The organism is Rhizobium sp. NLR8a (assembly GCF_019685235.1).
Lineage (GTDB): Bacteria > Pseudomonadota > Alphaproteobacteria > Rhizobiales > Rhizobiaceae > Rhizobium.
On sequence record NZ_JABDWI010000001.1, the window covers coordinates 552,946 to 570,299 of the forward strand.

General features: G+C 55.2%; 16 protein-coding genes and 1 pseudogene. 14 read left to right on the forward strand and 3 right to left on the reverse strand.

Translation table 11 applies throughout. The annotated features are described in order from the left end of the window. Window positions 1-14: 14 nt before the first annotated feature. On the forward strand, window positions 15-914 hold the full coding sequence (locus HJC04_RS02525; RefSeq protein ID WP_221123224.1) for a LysR family transcriptional regulator ArgP: 900 nt from the start codon (window positions 15-17) through the stop codon (window positions 912-914). A 155-nt stretch (window positions 915-1,069) separates the two neighbouring features. On the opposite strand, the gene HJC04_RS02530 is transcribed toward HJC04_RS02525, so the two are convergent. Continuing rightward, window positions 1,070-2,275 carry an aminotransferase class V-fold PLP-dependent enzyme gene (locus HJC04_RS02530; RefSeq protein ID WP_221127486.1) on the reverse strand — a complete coding sequence of 402 codons (1,206 nt, stop codon included), beginning with the start codon at window positions 2,273-2,275 and terminating at the stop codon, window positions 1,070-1,072. Window positions 2,276-2,572: 297 nt separating this feature from the next. On the opposite strand from HJC04_RS02530, the gene HJC04_RS02535 reads away from it, so the two are divergent. The 10 genes from HJC04_RS02535 to HJC04_RS02580 all read left to right on the forward strand — a co-directional run bounded on the left by HJC04_RS02535 (window position 2,573) and on the right by HJC04_RS02580 (window position 13,228). Further along, the gene (locus HJC04_RS02535) at window positions 2,573-3,469 is read left to right on the forward strand and encodes a LysR substrate-binding domain-containing protein (protein WP_221123226.1); all 897 of its coding nucleotides are present in this window, start codon (window positions 2,573-2,575) and stop codon (window positions 3,467-3,469) included. 277 nt (window positions 3,470-3,746) lie between these two features. Then, window positions 3,747-4,409: a cyclase family protein gene (locus tag HJC04_RS02540; protein ID WP_221123227.1), complete on the forward strand. Its 663-nt coding sequence runs from the start codon at window positions 3,747-3,749 to the stop codon at window positions 4,407-4,409. 136 nt (window positions 4,410-4,545) lie between these two features. Then, on the forward strand, window positions 4,546-5,463 hold the full coding sequence (locus tag HJC04_RS02545; protein WP_221123228.1) for a glutamate/aspartate ABC transporter substrate-binding protein: 918 nt from the start codon (window positions 4,546-4,548) through the stop codon (window positions 5,461-5,463). 53 nt (window positions 5,464-5,516) lie between these two features. Then, a complete protein-coding gene (locus HJC04_RS02550) occupies window positions 5,517-6,257 on the forward strand; it encodes an amino acid ABC transporter permease (protein WP_221123229.1) in 741 nt (246 codons plus the stop codon). Continuing rightward, complete coding sequence (gltK, locus tag HJC04_RS02555; protein WP_221123230.1) at window positions 6,257-6,934, forward strand: glutamate/aspartate ABC transporter permease GltK; 678 nt, start codon at window positions 6,257-6,259, stop codon at window positions 6,932-6,934. Before HJC04_RS02550 ends, gltK begins: the two co-directional genes overlap by 1 nt. Next, the gene (locus HJC04_RS02560) at window positions 6,931-7,656 is read left to right on the forward strand and encodes an amino acid ABC transporter ATP-binding protein (protein WP_221123231.1); all 726 of its coding nucleotides are present in this window, start codon (window positions 6,931-6,933) and stop codon (window positions 7,654-7,656) included. The genes gltK and HJC04_RS02560 overlap by 4 nt, the downstream gene beginning before the upstream one ends. A 414-nt stretch (window positions 7,657-8,070) precedes the next feature. Continuing rightward, window positions 8,071-9,072: a molybdopterin-dependent oxidoreductase gene (locus HJC04_RS02565; protein WP_221123232.1), complete on the forward strand. Its 1,002-nt coding sequence runs from the start codon at window positions 8,071-8,073 to the stop codon at window positions 9,070-9,072. Between the two features lie 25 nt (window positions 9,073-9,097). Continuing rightward, entirely contained in the window at window positions 9,098-10,378 is a 1,281-nt protein-coding gene (locus HJC04_RS02570) for a hypothetical protein (protein ID WP_221123233.1), read from the forward strand. 311 nt (window positions 10,379-10,689) lie between these two features. Further along, window positions 10,690-11,997, forward strand: coding sequence for an amidase (locus HJC04_RS02575; RefSeq protein ID WP_221123234.1), 1,308 nt, complete (start codon window positions 10,690-10,692; stop codon window positions 11,995-11,997). 1 nt (window position 11,998) lies between these two features. Further along, on the forward strand, window positions 11,999-13,228 hold the full coding sequence (locus HJC04_RS02580; RefSeq protein ID WP_221123235.1) for a RidA family protein: 1,230 nt from the start codon (window positions 11,999-12,001) through the stop codon (window positions 13,226-13,228). A 144-nt stretch (window positions 13,229-13,372) separates the two neighbouring features. On the opposite strand, the gene HJC04_RS02585 is transcribed toward HJC04_RS02580, so the two are convergent. Beyond that, a complete protein-coding gene (locus tag HJC04_RS02585) occupies window positions 13,373-14,293 on the reverse strand; it encodes a LysR family transcriptional regulator (protein ID WP_017958469.1) in 921 nt (306 codons plus the stop codon). A 181-nt stretch (window positions 14,294-14,474) separates the two neighbouring features. On the opposite strand from HJC04_RS02585, the gene HJC04_RS02590 reads away from it, so the two are divergent. The 3 genes from HJC04_RS02590 (at window position 14,475) to HJC04_RS02600 (ending at window position 16,934) form a co-directional block, all read left to right on the forward strand. Further along, window positions 14,475-14,858: a RidA family protein gene (locus tag HJC04_RS02590; RefSeq protein WP_221123236.1), complete on the forward strand. Its 384-nt coding sequence runs from the start codon at window positions 14,475-14,477 to the stop codon at window positions 14,856-14,858. A gap of 64 nt (window positions 14,859-14,922) precedes the next feature. After that, entirely contained in the window at window positions 14,923-15,942 is a 1,020-nt protein-coding gene (locus HJC04_RS02595; protein ID WP_221123237.1) for a carbon-nitrogen hydrolase family protein, read from the forward strand. Between the two features lie 5 nt (window positions 15,943-15,947). Further along, on the forward strand, window positions 15,948-16,934 hold the full coding sequence (locus HJC04_RS02600; protein WP_221123238.1) for a molybdopterin-dependent oxidoreductase: 987 nt from the start codon (window positions 15,948-15,950) through the stop codon (window positions 16,932-16,934). A 141-nt stretch (window positions 16,935-17,075) separates the two neighbouring features. Here HJC04_RS02600 and HJC04_RS31575 read toward each other — a convergent pair. Then, window positions 17,076-17,308, reverse strand: a pseudogene (locus HJC04_RS31575) (hypothetical protein); the annotation flags it as partial. Between the last annotated feature and the right edge of the window lie 46 nt (window positions 17,309-17,354).

Sequence of the window (17,354 nt, forward strand, 5' to 3'; positions counted from 1 at the left end):
TAAGGCTAACTTAGATGCTCGATTACTCTGCTTTGAGGGCGCTTGCCGCCGTTGTCCAAACCGGTAGCTTTGAGAAAGCGGCGGGGTTACTCAACGTCACACCATCGGCAGTTTCGCAGCGTATTAAAAATCTTGAAGAGCGGATGGGGACTGTCTTGGTCGTCAGAGGAAACCCGTGCATCGCTACGGAACAAGGTGGGTGGGTTTGCCGACACGTCGAAAATGTCGGGATTCTGGAGCGAGATTTATATGAACATTTGCCGTCGCTCGCGCCCTCCAAGGAACAGATTGAACGCCTAACGGTCCACGTCGCCACCAACGCGGACAGCCTCGGAACGTGGTTTATGACGGCGCTATCGACCTACGCGAAAACGTCAAACAATCTCATAGACGTTGTTATTGACGACGAAAATCATACGTCGGAGTGGCTCCAACGTGGCCGAGTGATCGCCGCCCTAACAGGGATTGAAAAACAGGTTCAAGGCTGTCGGCGCATCGCACTTGGCTCCATGCGCTATCGCGCCACCGCAAGCCCTGAATTCGTCAAGAGACATTTTTCCGCTGGCGTCAGTTCCGAGACCTTGCGAACCGCGCCAGCCTTAACGTTCAATCTAAAAGACAAGCTTCAAAACCGGTGGATCGCGCAGGTCTTCCGGGACAACGTTGCCTGTCCCACGCACTTTCTGCCGTCGACGCACGCGTTCGTTGACGCCAGTATTGCAGGTATGGGCTGGGGTATGAACCCTGAGCACCTGGTCCGCTACCACCTGCAGGCAGGAGCGCTCGTGGAGTTGATCCCCGATCAGCCGCTCGACGTCTCGTTGTTTTGGCAAGTCAACAAGCTCGCCGCAGACCGGTTCGCCGCTCTAACCGACCTTGTTTCCCATGCCGCCGAGCAACATCTCGTTGGGTAAGTGCAAGTATCGGTACGGGCAACTAGCGAGTTATGCCTTCATCTATGCGCATAGCCGCCGCGACCAGCTGCAGCCGAGATCGAGACCAATCCGTCAGCGACCTGTTGACGACAAATTCCCGCTTGTCCTTTTTGAAAACCACTGCGGCAGATGAGCTACGAGGCGAGACTGGCGATCGCCTGGAGGAAGGCGTCAATCTCTTCCTCCGAATTATAGTAATGCGGCGACGCTCGCACGACAGGCGGAAGTTGTCGTGTGTAGGCGTCAACGGGCGTGCTGGAGGGAGGCGAAACCGAGACGTTGATTCCCTTGTTGGTCAGGTAGGCCAAGACGGCTGAAGAGTCCCAGCCCTTAACCGTGAATGAGATGATGGACGCAAGTGGTGCTCCGAGATCATGTACGGACACCGCACGCATCCCCCTCAGGCCTTGGCGAAGCTTTGTCGAAAGGTGTTTGCAACGCTCTTCGATGTTCTCGAGCCCAATGCCGAGGGCGTAATCGACTGCCGCCCGCAGGCCGAGACGAACAGAATAGTTCTTCTCCCACGTTTCAAAGCGTCTAGCATCAGGTCGCAATTCGTATCGGCAGGGCGCAGTCCAAGGCGCGCCATAAAGGTCGATCATTGCTGGCTCGATCGTCTCCAGGACGGATTTGCGCATGTACATGAAACCCGTTCCCCGCGGCGCACGGAGAAACTTCCTGCCAGTCGCAGTAAGGATGTCGCAGCCGAGAGCGTTAACATCGATCGGGATTTGACCGGCAGCCTGGCATGCGTCGAGCAGATAGAGAATGCCATTGTCGCGTGCAATTCGACCGATCGCTGCTGCTGGATTGATAAGCCCGCCGTTGGTCGGGATCCAGGTGACGGCAATCAACCGAACGCGATCATCAATCATTTTCACCAGCGCGTCCGGATCAAGGACGCCAGAGGCGTCATTCGGAATGACCTCGATCGATACACCGGTGCGCTTGGCAACCTGCAGAAAGGCTATGTAGTTGGCCGCAAATTCAGCACTTGCGGTCAGGATCCTGTCTCCAGGTCCAAAAGAAAGGGAATAAAAGGCCCGCTGCCAGGCGATCGTCGCGTTTTCAGCTATCGCAATCTCGTCGTGGGCGCAGTTTAGGAGAGTGGCCAAACTATCGTATGTTCCCTCCAGTATGGAGTTGGCCTCAGCCGCCGCCTCATATCCGCCGATTTCGCCCTCCCGGCTTAGATATCCGGTTACCGCTTCAATAACCGGGGTCGGCATCAGCGCGGCGCCGGCATTGTTGAGATGGTTTCTGTTTTTTGTGCCAGGGGTATCAGCACGCAAGCGAAGAAGATCCAGTATTTTCGGAGCGCTGCGGCTGAGTTGTGACACGAGGGGTTCCTTCCTTGGTCGAACCGTCAGTCTTGTTGACGCAATCGGCATTGTCGCGGAACCCGCAATTTTTGCAAACCCATGTGCAGAATTGAACGTCGCCAGGGAAATCCGCTAGAAAGTGTGGGCGATGCCGGACAAGGCCACAAGATGTCGCGCGGCATCTGCTATCGAACCCTGCCTCCGGTGATATAAAAGGCGCCGCACGGCCGAACGCCATATTGCAAATGCTGCCTATAATGTAACTGAGAATAATGTTTTGATATAGTGTGATCAACTCTTTGACAGGTCAATATTATGGTTCGCCCTTTAAACAGTCGCCATATCGAGGCTTTCCGCGCGGTCATGCAAAGCGGGACCACCACCGGGGCGGCACAACTCCTGAACACCACTCAACCCGCTGTCAGTAGGACGCTGGCGCAATTGCAATCCGCAACAGGCGTAAAGCTGTTTGAGATCCAGCGTGGTCGATTAGTGCCTACTCCGGAAGCAAAGGAACTGTTTGATTCAGTGCAGCGGCACTTCCTTGGTCTTGAGAAAATCGAACAGACCGTATCGGCTCTTCGCCAAGGTGGTACTGGATTGCTTCGGATTGCATGCACCCCAGTGTTGGGAATGTCTGTCATTCCTGCGATTACACAGGAGTTCAGACAGGAATTTCCAAAAGTGCGCGTGAGCTTGCACACGATCGAAACACATCTCATGCAAGATGGTCTCTTGAGCGGAATGTACGATCTTGCGCTCTCAACGAGCAGCTTGAACTCAACAGGTCTTGATCCTGAACTCGTCCATCAGTCACAGGCTGTATGCGTGATGAGCAAGCTCCATCCTCTCACGACGAAAAAAAAGATCCAAATTGAGGACCTGTCATACTATCCGCTCCTAACACACCACCAGGATGACACATTACAAAGGCGGCTCGACCACCTTCTGACGAAAAAAGGCGTAATTCCGTCTTCAGTAATCGAAACAAACTATTCCGCTACGATCTGTACACTTGCGGCCGCCAATCTTGGACTGGGCGTGATCAGTCCATATGCTGCCCGGGTCTTCTCAAGCCTGATTCACGTGGCCGACTTCCATCCGCGTATACCCGTCCAGACCGAGATGGCGTTCCCACCCAATATGGCCCAATCCAAACTCGCTGTGGTTTTTGCCGAAAGCGCCCGAGAAGTTTTCCGAAAGCTCACATAGCGGCTCAAACCCGCAAGCGCACAGGGCATTTGGGACTGCAGCCCAGACTTACCAGCTTGGGCACTCGTGTGACTGGTTCAAGCAAACATGGGCAGGGGCCCTGCCTGGAAACCCTGACGTATACCAAATCCACATTGCCCGCCATAAAAAGGGCATTTGCAGATATCGTGTCGGCTTTCTAATGTTTCTAGCAGGGGCACTGGTGCTGTCAGAATATCGAGGCAACATCTGGATGCTTGCGATCACCAGCTGAGCTTTGCGGGCAGCGGAGGATAGTATGTTTCATGACCTTACACACCGATTCCACGACGGGATGCCGGTTCCGCGGTTAAGTGTCGGCGAGTTTGGTGTTCGTATTGAACCCTATCTCACTCATGTCGATACCTCACCGTCCTATGACCATAAGTCGGAATTTGAGATCACCATGGTCTCGTTTCAAACCTCGGTTGGGACAAAGCTAGATGCACCGCGACACCGATTTCACGACGGCGAGGATATTGCTTCGATCGAACTGACGCGGCTGATACGCAGCGGGGTCGTCATCGATGCCCGGCACGCTCAGCCCGGCGAGTGCCTTGGCTTCGAAAAGGTCAAGATCCCTTCCGATCTAGCCGGTCAAGCCGTGCTTGTGAACTTCGGCTGGGATAAGTTCTGGGGCACGGAACGCTACTACGATCATCCGTATCTGTCACGTGAGGTTGTCCAACACTTGCTTGATCATAGGATCAGTATGCTCGGGGTCGACTGTTCCAATGTTGACTCCACCAGCGACATGGAACGACCTGCACATACATGGCTTCTTCGCGAAGGATCGCTCGTGGTGGAGAATTTGCGCGGTCTAGACGCGTTGCTTGGTCTGCAGTTCAGGTTTTATGCGATCCCGCTGCCGGCTAGTGAAGCGGCAGCGTTTCCCATTCGCGCATTTGCAGAAGTGATTTGACGCTGGTTTGGCCGGCGCAGCGCTTGCAGCGGCTCGGCCATCCAAGCGGAAAAGCGCGGCACAAAAACTACGACAAGGGTGAACTTGCTCAGAGGGAAAATCTCGAGCGGCGTAAATACAACCACAGGAGGATTTCATGAAAGAACACATCTTTTTAGCAGGCCTACTTTCAGCGTTCACCGTTACAACGGTCGCTGCTTTCGCTGAAGACTCACCGACACTGGCGAAGATCAGGCAAAGTGGAACGATTTCTCTCGGGCATATGGAGACCTCTGTTCCCTTCTCCTATTACGATCAGAACCAGGAGGTGGTCGGCTACTCTCGTGAAATTCAGTTGCGTATCGTCGAAGCGATAAAAGCCAAACTTGGCTTTGATTCTCTCGTTATTCGTAACATGCCGATTACCTCCCAGAACCGCATCCCGCTCATCCAGAACGGGACGGTCGACATCGAGTGCAGCTCGACAACGCATAATCTCGAGCGCGCTAAACAAGTTGCATTCTCGAATTCAATTTTCCTGATCCAGACGCGACTGCTGACGGCCACCGACTCAGGCGTCACCGACTTCGAGGATCTTAGGGGAAAGACCGTCGTAACCATGGCGGGAACAACGTCTGAACGACTGCTGCGAGCTTTGAACCAGGATCGCCAGATGGGAATGAGCGTGATCAGCGCCAAAGACCAGGGAGAGTCGTTCCAGACATTGGAGACCGGCCGGGCGATCGCCTATATGTCGGATGATGCGGTGCTAGCCGGTCAAAAGGCGCGGTCTCGCACGCCTGACAAGTGGCAGATCGTCGGTAAGCCGCAGTCCATGGAGGTCTACGGGTGCTTGATGCGACGGGACGATCCGCAGTTCAAAAAAATCGCAGACGACGTAATCGCGAAACTCGAAACTTCTCCAGAGATCGACGACCTCTACAAGAAGTGGTTTGAAACCCCCGTTCCGCCGCGCGGCCTAAACCTCGGTTTTCCCATGAGCGCTGGCTTGAAAGCGCTCTACAAGAGCCCGAATGACACAGCCTCCGACGATCTGAACAAAGCAGGCCAATAACCGAGCATAGGCGGAGGGGCCGCATTGCTGGCCCTTCCGTCAGGAGTCACATCATGAATTATTCATGGAATTGGGGGGTCTTTCTGGATCCCGTTTCCACTGGTGAACCCGCAACGTACCTTGGCTGGCTGCTGTCAGGTTTCTACGTCACCATCCAGGTTTCTCTCGCCGCTTGGATCATCGCGCTTGTTCTCGGGACGATCTTAGGCGTCTTGCGGACCCTCCCCGGCCATGGCTGGTCCAATATTGGCGCAGCCTATGTTTCGATCTTTCGAAATATTCCGCTGATCGTCCAGTTTTTCTTTTGGTACTTCGTTATTCCGGAACTCTTGCCGCAACATCTCGGCACGTGGATCAAGCAGCTTCCACCCACGACCCAATTCTTTGCCACTTCGGTTGTCTGCCTCGGTCTTTTTACCGCCGCTCGCCTCTGTGAGCAGGTGAGATCCGGTTTGCTCTCTCTCCCACCCAGACAGTTAGCGGCATGCCTAGCACTCGGGTTTTCGCGGTGGCAGGCGTATCGGTACGTGCTATTACCGGTGTCTTTCAGGGTTATTCTGCCACCCCTGACGTCAGAGTTTCTCAACGTCTTCAAGAATTCGGCTGTCGCTTCGACCATCGGTCTTTTGGACCTTACTGCACAAGCACGGCAGCTTGTCGATTATACTGCGCACACATACGAATCTTTTGTCGCAGTGACATTAGCTTACGCCGTCATCAACCTCTTCGTGGTAGCAAGCGCGCGCATCATCGAACCAAAGCTTCGAATCCCCGGTTCGATGGGGGTTCGCTGATGCACAACCTCAGCTGGGAGATCCTCTATGAGAGCCTGCCGGCCCTAGCCGCAGGCACGGTCGTCACCCTTCAGATCACAATCACGGCCGTCATTGCGGGTATATCGCTCGGGACGGTACTTGCACTTCTACGGCTTTCAAACATCACGGCGCTTCGCTGGTTTGCCACCGGATACGTCACGGTCTTTAGGTCGATCCCGCTCGTTATGGTGTTGCTGTGGTTCTATCTCATTGTACCGCAGTTATTACAGGTGGTTCTCGGCCTATCCCCGAGAGCTGACATTCGCCTTGTCTCCGCAATAGTTGCTTTCACGCTTTTCGAGGCGGCATACTATTCCGAGATCATTCGCGCAGGCATCAATGCCATTCCGAAAGGTCAGATGAAAGCGTCAATGGCGCTCGGAATGACGCATTTTCAGGTAATGTGGCTGATCGTTTTGCCGCAGGCGTTTCGCGCCATGACGCCGCTTCTGCTGACCCAGGCGATCATCCTCTTTCAAGACACGTCCCTGGTCTATGTGATCAGCCTTGCAGATTTTTTCCGTACCGCGACCAACATCGGGGAGCGTGATGGCGCTGCGATGGAAATGATCCTCTTCGCCGGTGCATGCTATTTCGCGATCTGCTCTCTAGCATCCGCATGCGTCAAAATTCTTCAGACAAAGGTCCAGCGATGATTTCGATCAACTCAGTTTCCAAGTGGTATGGAAGTTTTCAGGTGCTTGCAGATTGCACAACGCAGGTAGCAAAAGGTGAGGTTGTCGTCGTTTGCGGCCCATCGGGTTCAGGAAAATCGACGCTGATCTACACTGTCAACGGCCTGGAGCCAATCCAGTCGGGTGAGATCATTGTAAATGGTCAGAGCTTGCGAGACCCGAAAACCAATCTCTCGACGCTGCGGGCGAGTGTGGGCATGGTGTTTCAACATTTTGAACTATTCCCGCACCTTTCGATCATAGAAAACCTGACCCTTTCACAACGCAAGGTCTTGGGTCGGAGTAAGGAAGAAGCAACCGCAAAGGGTTTGGCCTTGCTGGATCGCGTCGGGCTCAGGACACACTCAGAAAAATATCCTGCGCAGCTTTCTGGCGGTCAGCAGCAGCGTGTGGCCATCGCGCGCGCGCTTTCGATGGACCCGACAGCAATCCTGTTCGACGAGCCGACCTCAGCACTCGATCCTGAAATGATCAACGAGGTTCTGGATGTCATGGTGGAACTGGCGAAGGAAGGAATGACAATGATGTGCGTGACACACGAAATGGGATTTGCCAGAAACGTTGCCGATCGGGTGCTGTTCATGGACGGGGGCCGCATCGTGGAAGATACATCGAAAGATAAGTTTTTCGATCGGCCGGCTAGCGAACGGGCTCAAGATTTCCTACGCCGTATACTTCACTGAAGCTGCGGTCGGACGTGGTGTCCCTCGATATTGCCACGCCACCAGAGCTCGATGCAGCGCACGGTTTTCATGAGCTCAAAATGCGCTGTTTGCCACCCTTGTAGTAAGGTCAGCATCCAAAAGCCTGGTGGCGAGTTGGCGGTTATGTCGATCCGGGTTTGCTTGCACACTATCATGACCAACACCGCGGCGGGTGATCGTTTTCTAACGATGACTGTTGCAGGGATGGCTCTTCAGCTTACGTCGGTTCGTTGACTGATTTGACAACTTTGTAAGCTCTATACCAATTTTGCATTCGCTTATGGCCATTATGGACTTCAAGTTATTAGTTTCTGCTTGCCCACTTTCTCCGGACGGTGCTTCAGTTGACTGTGCCGGAGATGCGATCAACCAGTCACGCTGCGGAGAGGCTCGATGAACAGGTACTGGCTCGACGGGGTAGATCTGCCCAATTTGAAACAGCCGCCAGTCAGCGCGTTGGTTGACTTCGAAACTCCGCGCGATTGCGTATTTTCGTTGAACCACATGGGCGTGCCTGCAATCGACCGCCACAACTGGAAGGTCACGATCAAGGGTTTGGTCGACCGGCGGATAACTTTCGGACTCGATGACTTGCGGGGAATGCGTCAGTACGACGTCTGCGCGTTCCACGAATGCGCTGGGCATCCATTTCATCCAAGCGTCCCTGTGCGACGTGTGGCAAACGTCGCATGGCGCGGCGTCCCCTTGCGCGAGGTCCTCGCACTCGCCGGCGTCAAACCGCAAGCTGCATTTATGTGGTCCGCAGGCGCTGACGGAGGCAACTATCATGGAACCGAAATTCCGGCTTTTGTGAAGGATCTGCCACTCGAGGAACTCTCGCGAGACGACATCCTCCTCGCTCTGCAGCTGAATGGCGAAGAACTGGACGATACGCGCGGCGGACCAGTCCGTCTTGTCGTGCCGGGCTACTATGGCACGAACTCGACCAAGTGGCTCGTAAGCCTGGATCTGCAGGCGGCGCGCTCACCGGGCTATTTTACAACCGTGATGTATAACGACCGGAAGACATTAGCCGGGCGGGAGGTCGTGACCCCGGTTTGGCGGGTGGCGCCACACTCTCTTATCGTTTCCCCCGCTCATGAAGCCGTCATCGCTGTCGGAGCTCAGACGCTTATCTTCGGATGGGCATGGGGCGCTGATCCAATCGAGGTTGTGGAGGTCAGCGTGGACGGGGGCGCGTGCTGGAGGACGGCGCAAGTCGAGCCTCGTCGACAACATTCATGGCAGAGATTTTCCTGCGCATGGAGTCCCGCTTCGAGTGGGACGCACCGTCTTCAATGCAGAGCGATCGATATTGCCGGTCGAGGCCAACCGCTCGCGGAAGCAAGAAATTGCATCTTTTCGATCGAGGTCCTGGCGGGTCAATCTACATAGCAAAAATCAGAAAATAAGGTGAAATATGTCTCAAACGAGCGAGCTTCCGACTCCGAAGCGCATCGGCAGCGATGGAATGCATTACTTTTTCGGCTATTATAACAAGTCAAACTGGGACCGGACCGGCCGGTATATTCTTGCTCATCAAGTCCCCTGGGCCGACCACAAAATTGAGCCAAACCTCGTGGCACGAGTTGGATATTTTGACTCGGAGAGTAACGACTTCAACGTTCTCGGTGAAACATCTGCATGGAACTGGCAGATGGGCGCCCAACTTCAGTGGCTTGATCATCAACCGGGCCGGAAGATCATCTACAATGCGAGAGCCCACCGCTCCGACCATCGATATCCCGGGTTCGGAAGTATCATCCGTGATATCGAAAGCGGGGACGAACACCGCCTCCCCCTTCCGATCTATGTCGTGGCTCCCAATAGCCAGTGGGCCTTGTCCGTCAACTATCGGCGTTTGTGGATCACTCACCAGACAATTGGTTATCCTGAAGTTTGTGGCGCCGAAGATCTTCGACTTCATCCGGCAGATGACGGCATCTATCGTATGGAGATCGAAAGTGGGTCTTATGAATTGGTCGTCAGTTACCAAGCTCTGCGAGACTTCCATCCGCGAAACTCGATGGACAAAGCGATCCATTGGGTCAGTCATATCGAGGTCAACCCCAGCTCGAGCCGCATCCTTTTCCTGCACCGCTGGACCGAGCGGGTGTCCGACGAGACGTGCTTCTTACACCGTCTTATTACGGCCAATCCGGATGGATCCGATCTACGGCTTCTCGAATGCTCTGATCATCCTCTGCCGCAGCTGGCTAGTGATTTCGATCCAGCGTCAGTGGGAACTTTTGCTTACGAGAAGTCGGAATATCAGATTTCGCATCCGCTCTGGAAAGACGACCAACACATTATCGTTTGGGGGCCTCACGCGGAAGAGATCCACTACCACCTCTACCAGGATCGTCCAGAGGGAGTGGTGGAGGTAATAGGCAGAGACATTCTGACTGAGAATGGCCACATGAGTTTTTCACCGCAGAACTCGCGGTGGATGATTAGCGACACATATCCCGACCCCGAGTCATCAATACGAGATCTGTTTCTGTTCGACACGAGGGGTGATGTCCGGATCCCGCTCGGCGGTTTCTACACATCACCGGATCTCGGAAAGGAAAACAGATGCGACCTCCACCCCCGGTGGAAGCGAGATGGGTCCCAAGTCTGCATCGATTCGATCCACGACGGCGAACGCCGGCTCTATACGATTGACGTAAGTAAAATCACCCAGGGCAACGGGCCGTAGCTGGCCGGTTTCGGCGTTACTTGAACTCTGAAGCCCGCTGCATGCATGACGCGGACTTACCTTAGCTTTGCGGGCATGCGAGCCGTTCTCTCGCGGCCGAGCCACGGTTTCGAAGCAGCCGGCTTGCGCAGTTCAGATCGTTTGAGCGAGGGCTAGCCCCTCGCAGCCTGATTGCTTCAGCAAGGCCGGAAGCTTACTTCCGCCACATGGGGGCCTGGGGCGGAACTGCCTCTCACCCATATACCAAAATTGCATTGAATGACACCAACATTGCATTTTCTGAAATAGTCTATGGGGCCTAAAATGTGCGCATGACCAGTTTTCCTTATCCTCACAAACTTTCCGCGGCGGCAATGGCACGCGCTGTTGGCCGCGGTGAGCTCACCTCAGAGGAGATCGTTCGAGCTAGCCTTGATCATGCAGAAATGTCTGAGCCTGTCTTGCGGGCATGGCATGCCTTAGACAAAGACGCGGCTTTGGCACAGGCAGCGCGAAAAGATCGAGAGCATCACAAAGGTCTCCTTCACGGCGTCCCAATTGCCGTCAAAGATTTAAGCGACACGGCGGACTATGTCACCTCTTACGGGTCGCCCGCCTACCGGGGCAACAGACCTGCAGTCGATGCGGCCTGTGTTGCTGCACTCCGCGCGGCCGGTGCGGTGATTATTGGCAAGACAGCCACCGTCGAATTTGGTGCAAGCCGGCCGTGCGAGACTACAAACCCGCATAACCCAGACCATACGCCAGGAGGCTCTTCTGCTGGATCCGCAGCGGTTGTCGCAGATTGTCAGGTACCACTATCAACCGGTACCCAAACCGGTGGTTCGATTATCCGGCCGGCCTCTTTTTGCGGTGTCGTTGGTTTTAAACCGACGTACGGCTCGCTTTCTCCAGTGGGAACCAAGTCTTACGCATGGTCTCTCGACACGGTAGGCGGGTTCGCAAACAGCGTCGCTGACGTATCTTTGCTGTTTGACGCACTTCGCAGAGTAAATAAAGCCACCGATGTTCACGCTGGTGGCCAGGCACCCAGAGTAGGAATATTTCTGGGGCCTTTCAGGGACGCTGCATCATCCCAGGCTATTGCGCGACTGATCGAAGTTGCTTCGATCTGCGAACGCAATGGCGCGACGCTTCGCGATATACACGCGCCCACTGCCTTCACGTACTCCCTCGATTGGCAGCGCACGATCTCGCGCTACGAAATGGCGCGATCGCTAATGCCTGAGACACTGGCGTTTTGCGAAAGCACGCTTGGAAGCGAGCTCTATGGAGAGATTCAGGCTGCCCGTCTTGTTCCCGAAGGCGATTATCTACGGGCGAAGCAAGGCGGATTTCACCTGAACGAAGAGCTCGCCGAGCTCTTCTCCGACATCGATGTCTTGCTGACATTGTCGGCGCCGGGGGAAGCGCCGCCGGGGCTGCATTCCACCGGCGACGCTACTTTCTGCCTGAGCTGGTCGCTCGTCGGAATGCCGACGGTGAACCTGCCAGCCGGCTTCGGTGCTAGGCGGCTCCCTCTTGGAATCCAACTGGTCGGGAAGCGCCACTACGACGAAACGCTCCTGCGGTTTGCTGCATGGGTCGAACACGTGATCAACAAAGTGAGGAACAATTAATATGACTTTGTCTCAGAGCAGCTCGCTCGCTCATATTGGCCTGAGCGCCCCGATCTGGCAATCCGAAGCCGTGAGAGCGGGGGATTTTATCTTTACGTCCGGAACACTTGCCACGGACTGGGTAAACGGCATTGCACCCGAGGCCTCGATCAATGAGCGTCTGCCGTTCCTGGACACGCCCTCTGAACGCCAGACGGAATACATTCTACACTCGCTGGCTCGCGTGCTTCAGCGTGCGGGTAGTTCATTGGAGAATGTCGTTAAGGCGCATGTGTTCCTTCTCGACAGCGCGGATTTCCCCGGTTTTGATCGCGTTTGGAAGCGACATTTTCCCAACCCGCCAACCCGTACGACAGTAGGCGCGGCAGGTCTTCTGGTCCCAGGGGCGCGGCTCGAGATCGCGCTGACCGCGCTTGCAACTGATGGAAAAGCACGGAAGAACCCTGCGACATCAGATGCGCCGCGACCGCTGACGAAGAAAGTCGAAGCGATGTCGGCCGGCGACTTTGTTTTCACTTCAGGCCAATTGGCCCATAATGCTGTCGATGGTGTTCCACCTGAAGCGGGCGGTAAAGGCTCATCAGCCGATATGGCCAAGCAATCCGCTTACACGTTGAACAATATGTTCAAATCGTTGGCGGCGGCGGGGGCATCGCACGACAAGGTAATTAAAACCCAAGCGTTGCTCCTAAATACGTCACATGAGAAGGGCTTCCTGGACGCGTGGACTTCAGCCTTCCCAAAACCCGCTGCTCTCGCAGTTACCGGTATCGGCTCATTGCTCGTAGGCGATACTATAATCGAAATAGATCTCACCGCTTACAAGGGCAATGATCTGCGCATCTCCCCGCTATCGACTTTCCGCGGCCCTGAAGCTGTCGGAGCTGGCGATCTTGTGTTCTCGGCGGGCATATTCCCAGGGTTCGATACCGGGAGACTGCCTAAGGAATGCACTGTTCACCCGGCTTACCCACACTACTCCTCAGCAATAAAATTGCAGACAGCCTGGGTGCTCGACAGGCTTGAAGCAGCTTTGACAAGCGTGGGTAGCGACTTGGCACACGTGGCAAAGGCACAGGTGTTTTTGACTGACCTGTTCGACTTCGCTGAATTCGACCAGATTTGGCGAGATAGATTCGCCAACGCGCCCGCGCGGTCGGTCGTTAAGGCATCTCCGCTTCCAGTAGCCGGTGCCAAAATTGCAGTCGAAGTGATCGCAGCCGCTGCTTAGGAGCCGGCGCCTTGATACACGATTGCTCAACAGAAGTTAGCGGGCGTCGCGCCCGCTGACAACGGGTGCCATCCGAGCTCCATGGCAACGCGCGACCGTTGCCACCTGATACTTGCCGCTTAACCGACCTGATCCGCTGCAGTTTTACGAGGACCAGGACGTCTTTCTCATAAGACGCTGTTCGTCCCGCTGAAACAGTTCCTTCAGAAACCGCTTCACAGCGCGGACTCTTGGAAGATAAGCTAGGTCGTGATGTGCTGAAAGCCAAATTTCACGGACGCCTGTCAGCTCTTGGAGCACGGGAACGAGACCGAGGTTTAGGCTACGCGCGAATTCTGGGAGGGCTACAATTCCTGCCCCCGCAGACGCCGCGAACATCTGCGACATCATGCTATTTGAGCTGAACGCAATCTTGGGAGCGGCTACAAGTTCCTCGAGCCAAAGAACGCTTTCGAGTTGAACGAGTTCTTCGATATAGCCGACAAAGCGGTGCTCGCGGAGATCTGCCGCGTGAGAGGGAACGCCACTAGCCTCTAGATAAGCCTGCGAAGCGAATAGCCCTGTGTTGAAACGTCCTATCAGCTGACTGTCGAGAGCAGTGCCATGGGGCTTGAAGAAGCTTAGGAACAGATCCGCCTCCCGGCGAGCGACCCGCACCGTTTGTGGTGACGTTACAAGTTCGAGGGCAAGATCAGGATACCGACTTGTGAGTTCGACAAGGCGCTCGGATAGATAAAGTGTCGCGATGCCCTCCATGGTGGCCAATCTGACCGTACCGCGTATCTCGTCACGATTGCTCACGTCAGTTCGAAGAGCATTCACTCCGTTCTCGATTTCCTCCGCTCGTCGCATGGTGACAAGCCCAGCCGACGTCAGCAGAAGTCCATCCCGGGTTCGTTCAACAAGCGCGCTGCCCACGGTATATTCCAGACGAGCAAGCCGGCGCGAAACAGTGGAGTGGCTGACTTTCATTTCACGGGCGGCGCCGGTCACGCTTTTACACCGGGCGACAATGAGAAAGAGCTTGAGATCATCCCAATCAAGATGATCGATTGCAGTCGCCATAATACCCTCGTCTATTTTTGCACAGCCTAGTGCATCCTATTCGGATTGGCGCGCAAATTTGTTCCACTAACTTCGGACGGCTGTAAAGCTGAACTTGCAGCTACAATGAAGCGAAGTAGCCTCGGGACATGTTTCCTCCAAAGGCAGGTTCGCTCCGCTTGAACCTGCCTTTGGAGGAAACATGCCAAGACGAACCGTGAATGCTTCCAACGCTGCGGCCGTAGGACCGTATTCGCACTCGACATGGGCCGGCGACTTACTGTTCTGCTCCGGGCAAACGCCGCTTGACCCCAGCACTGGCAAACTTGTCGACGGAAATGTCGCTGATCAGACCCGCCAATGTTTTGAAAACCTCTTTCAGGTCCTGGAGGCAGCAGGCCTCGGGCCGGACGATGTCGTATCCGTCAACGTCTATCTCACCGACATGGACGACTTCGCTCAGATGAACGAGATTTACGCGACGCGATTTTCATCGCCGTACCCTGCCCGCACCACAATCGGCTGCGCCAGCTTGCCGCTGGGTGCACGCATTGAAATCGGTCTAACGGCAAAACGGCAATCGTGACCCGGTCATTGGCGAGCTTATCGAAATGGCTAATCGCCAAAACTTCATGAGGAGAGGTATGTTGATGGGAAGCATGAATTTCAAAGCCGCCGCTGCTCATGTCGCCCCGGTTTATCTTGATCCGGTGGCGAGCGCGGAGAAAGCTTGTTCGGTAATCGCAGAGGCTGCGCGAAACGGCGCATCGCTCGTGGTCTTTTCGGAGAGCTTTCTTCCCGGGTTTCCCGTCTGGGCGGCACTTTACCCACCCATCCAATCACACGAACATTTCAAGCGTTTCGTGAATGCTTCCGTATACGTGGACGGACCTGAAATCGAGCGTGTGCGGAAAGCTGCGTCCGACAACGGTGTTTTCGTTTCAATCGGTTTCTCCGAGCGCAACCCGGCAAGTGTCGCAGGTCTGTGGAATAGCAATGTCCTGATTTCCGATGCGGGTGAGATCCTGGTCCACCATCGAAAGCTGGTCGCAACGTTCTTCGAGAAACTGGTTTGGGATTCCGGCGACGGCGCAGGTCTGGTCGTCGCAAATACAAGAATTGGCCGTATTGGCGGTCTCATTTGCGGGGAAAACACAAATCCACTGGCTCGCTACAGTCTGATGACGCAGGCCGAGCAGGTTCATATAAGCACTTATCCGCCGATCTGGCCCACTCGCGTTCCGACGGAGAGCGACAACTACGACAACCGGGCGGCCAACCGCATTCGGGCCGCAGCCCATTGTTTCGAAGCCAAGTGCTTCGGCATCGTTGTCGCCGGTCGGTTTGATGAAAGCGCACGCAGCTCTATTGCTTTGGATGACCCCAAAATCGCAGCGATCATAGAAGCCAGTCCGCGGGCCAGCAGCTTTTTCCTTGGACCGACTGGAGCGCCAATGGGGGATGAAATGATCGATGAAGGCATCGGCTATGCCCATATCGATCTGGACGAGTGTGTTGAACCGAAACGATTTCATGACGTCGTTGCTGGTTACAACCGATTCGATATATTCGACATCACTGTCAACCGGACACGCCGCAAACCGATCCGGTTCAAAGAAGGCCCGGAGGAATTTGGAATCCGCTTCGATGCACCGGCCCTAAAGGAGTAAAGGCGATGACGCGGACGGGTATGCACATGATAAAGAAGGGCTTCTCTTTCCAAGGTCCGGCTGAAGGGGTTCATGCTCTCAACTCCTGGATCACCCCGGAGGATGATCTTTTTCTGGTCACGCATATGGGGTTCCTGAACATCGACCCCGACCATTGGCATCTCGATGTCGATGGCCTCGTGGGGAACCCAACGAGGTTGCGTCTCGCGGATCTTCAAGCCATGCCCCAGCGCGAGTACATGTCATTTCACGAATGCGCTGGAAGCCCTCTTGCCCCGATAGTCGCCAAGCGCAGGATCGGAAATGTGGTTTGGAAAGGTGTGCCGCTGTCGCATGTTCTGGAGCAAGCAGAGATCAGCACCGACGCGTCATATATATGGACTTCCGGCCTTGAGTGGGGCGAATACGCCGAAATTGAAGAAGCCTATCAAAAAGACCTGCCTATCGAGAAAGCATTCGCAAAAGAGGTTCTTCTTGCACTCGAGATCAACGGCCGGCCGCTCACTCCGGAGCGCGGAGGTCCGGTTCGACTGGTGGTGCCGGGTTGGTACGGCACGAACTCAGTAAAGTGGGTTGGTTCGATCACGGCCGCGAACCGGCGGGCGAGCGGCGCCTATACAACGCGCTTCTATAACGATCCCACGCCATCAGGGGTGAAGCCAGTTTGGAGCGTCGCCCCGGAGTCCGTTATCGTGTCGCCATCCCCTTCTGATCTACTGTTGGCTGACGCGCCAACGAAAATATGGGGTTGGGCTTGGGGAGATCATCAGATATCCACCGTGGAAGTCAGTGTGGATGGCGGAGGCTCGTGGCAGAGGGCCACTGTAGGTCCGCGCGAGGATAGAAGTTGGCAGCTTTTCGAGTTGCCATGGACCCCAGCATCCGGCCAGCATGTCCTGCTATGTCGCTGCACCAACGAGCTTGGCGAAGGACAGCCGCCGTCGGCCGCAAGAAACGAAGTGCACTCAGTCCAAGTTCAAGTAGGCGCCTAGGCCCTTCTTTACCGCAAACGAGGGTTGAGACGGCGTAATCAGCGCGTAGAAATCCGACCTCCTCAACACTTCGCAGTCGTTCTCAATCGGTACAAGCATGCCTAAGAGCGTTCGGCATGATTTCGGGTAATACGTACGCTTTCAGACCAGCCCGGGTACAAAGAACACCGGCCAGGCAATGATCGGCCCGATGATGGCAATATCGCGCTGCAGGAGCTGCCGCCGTCTGCAATACGGCGCATTGGCGACGACAAGCGCTCCATTGCTGGAGAACGGGCTGATTCAGCGAACGTGATCGAGATCGTGATTGCTGCCACTACACCCGTCGCGCTGACATGGGCCATGGGCGACACAACACTGGTCAAGCAATAGCTTACCTAAATCGCTGTTAGCCGATTAACGTGGTAGCGGGGGCTAAGA

Coding starts and splice junctions, on each gene's coding strand:
- HJC04_RS02525 (WP_221123224.1), top strand. CDS start 15: ATGCTCGATTACTCTGCTTTGAGGGCGCTTGCCGCCGTTGTCCAAACC.
- HJC04_RS02535 (WP_221123226.1), top strand. CDS start 2,573: ATGGTTCGCCCTTTAAACAGTCGCCATATCGAGGCTTTCCGCGCGGTC.
- HJC04_RS02540 (WP_221123227.1), top strand. CDS start 3,747: ATGTTTCATGACCTTACACACCGATTCCACGACGGGATGCCGGTTCCG.
- HJC04_RS02545 (WP_221123228.1), top strand. CDS start 4,546: ATGAAAGAACACATCTTTTTAGCAGGCCTACTTTCAGCGTTCACCGTT.
- HJC04_RS02550 (WP_221123229.1), top strand. CDS start 5,517: ATGAATTATTCATGGAATTGGGGGGTCTTTCTGGATCCCGTTTCCACT.
- gltK (WP_221123230.1), top strand. CDS start 6,257: ATGCACAACCTCAGCTGGGAGATCCTCTATGAGAGCCTGCCGGCCCTA.
- HJC04_RS02560 (WP_221123231.1), top strand. CDS start 6,931: ATGATTTCGATCAACTCAGTTTCCAAGTGGTATGGAAGTTTTCAGGTG.
- HJC04_RS02565 (WP_221123232.1), top strand. CDS start 8,071: ATGAACAGGTACTGGCTCGACGGGGTAGATCTGCCCAATTTGAAACAG.
- HJC04_RS02570 (WP_221123233.1), top strand. CDS start 9,098: ATGTCTCAAACGAGCGAGCTTCCGACTCCGAAGCGCATCGGCAGCGAT.
- HJC04_RS02575 (WP_221123234.1), top strand. CDS start 10,690: ATGACCAGTTTTCCTTATCCTCACAAACTTTCCGCGGCGGCAATGGCA.
- HJC04_RS02580 (WP_221123235.1), top strand. CDS start 11,999: ATGACTTTGTCTCAGAGCAGCTCGCTCGCTCATATTGGCCTGAGCGCC.
- HJC04_RS02585 (WP_017958469.1), bottom strand. CDS start 14,293: ATGGCGACTGCAATCGATCATCTTGATTGGGATGATCTCAAGCTCTTT.
- HJC04_RS02590 (WP_221123236.1), top strand. CDS start 14,475: ATGCCAAGACGAACCGTGAATGCTTCCAACGCTGCGGCCGTAGGACCG.
- HJC04_RS02595 (WP_221123237.1), top strand. CDS start 14,923: ATGGGAAGCATGAATTTCAAAGCCGCCGCTGCTCATGTCGCCCCGGTT.
- HJC04_RS02600 (WP_221123238.1), top strand. CDS start 15,948: ATGACGCGGACGGGTATGCACATGATAAAGAAGGGCTTCTCTTTCCAA.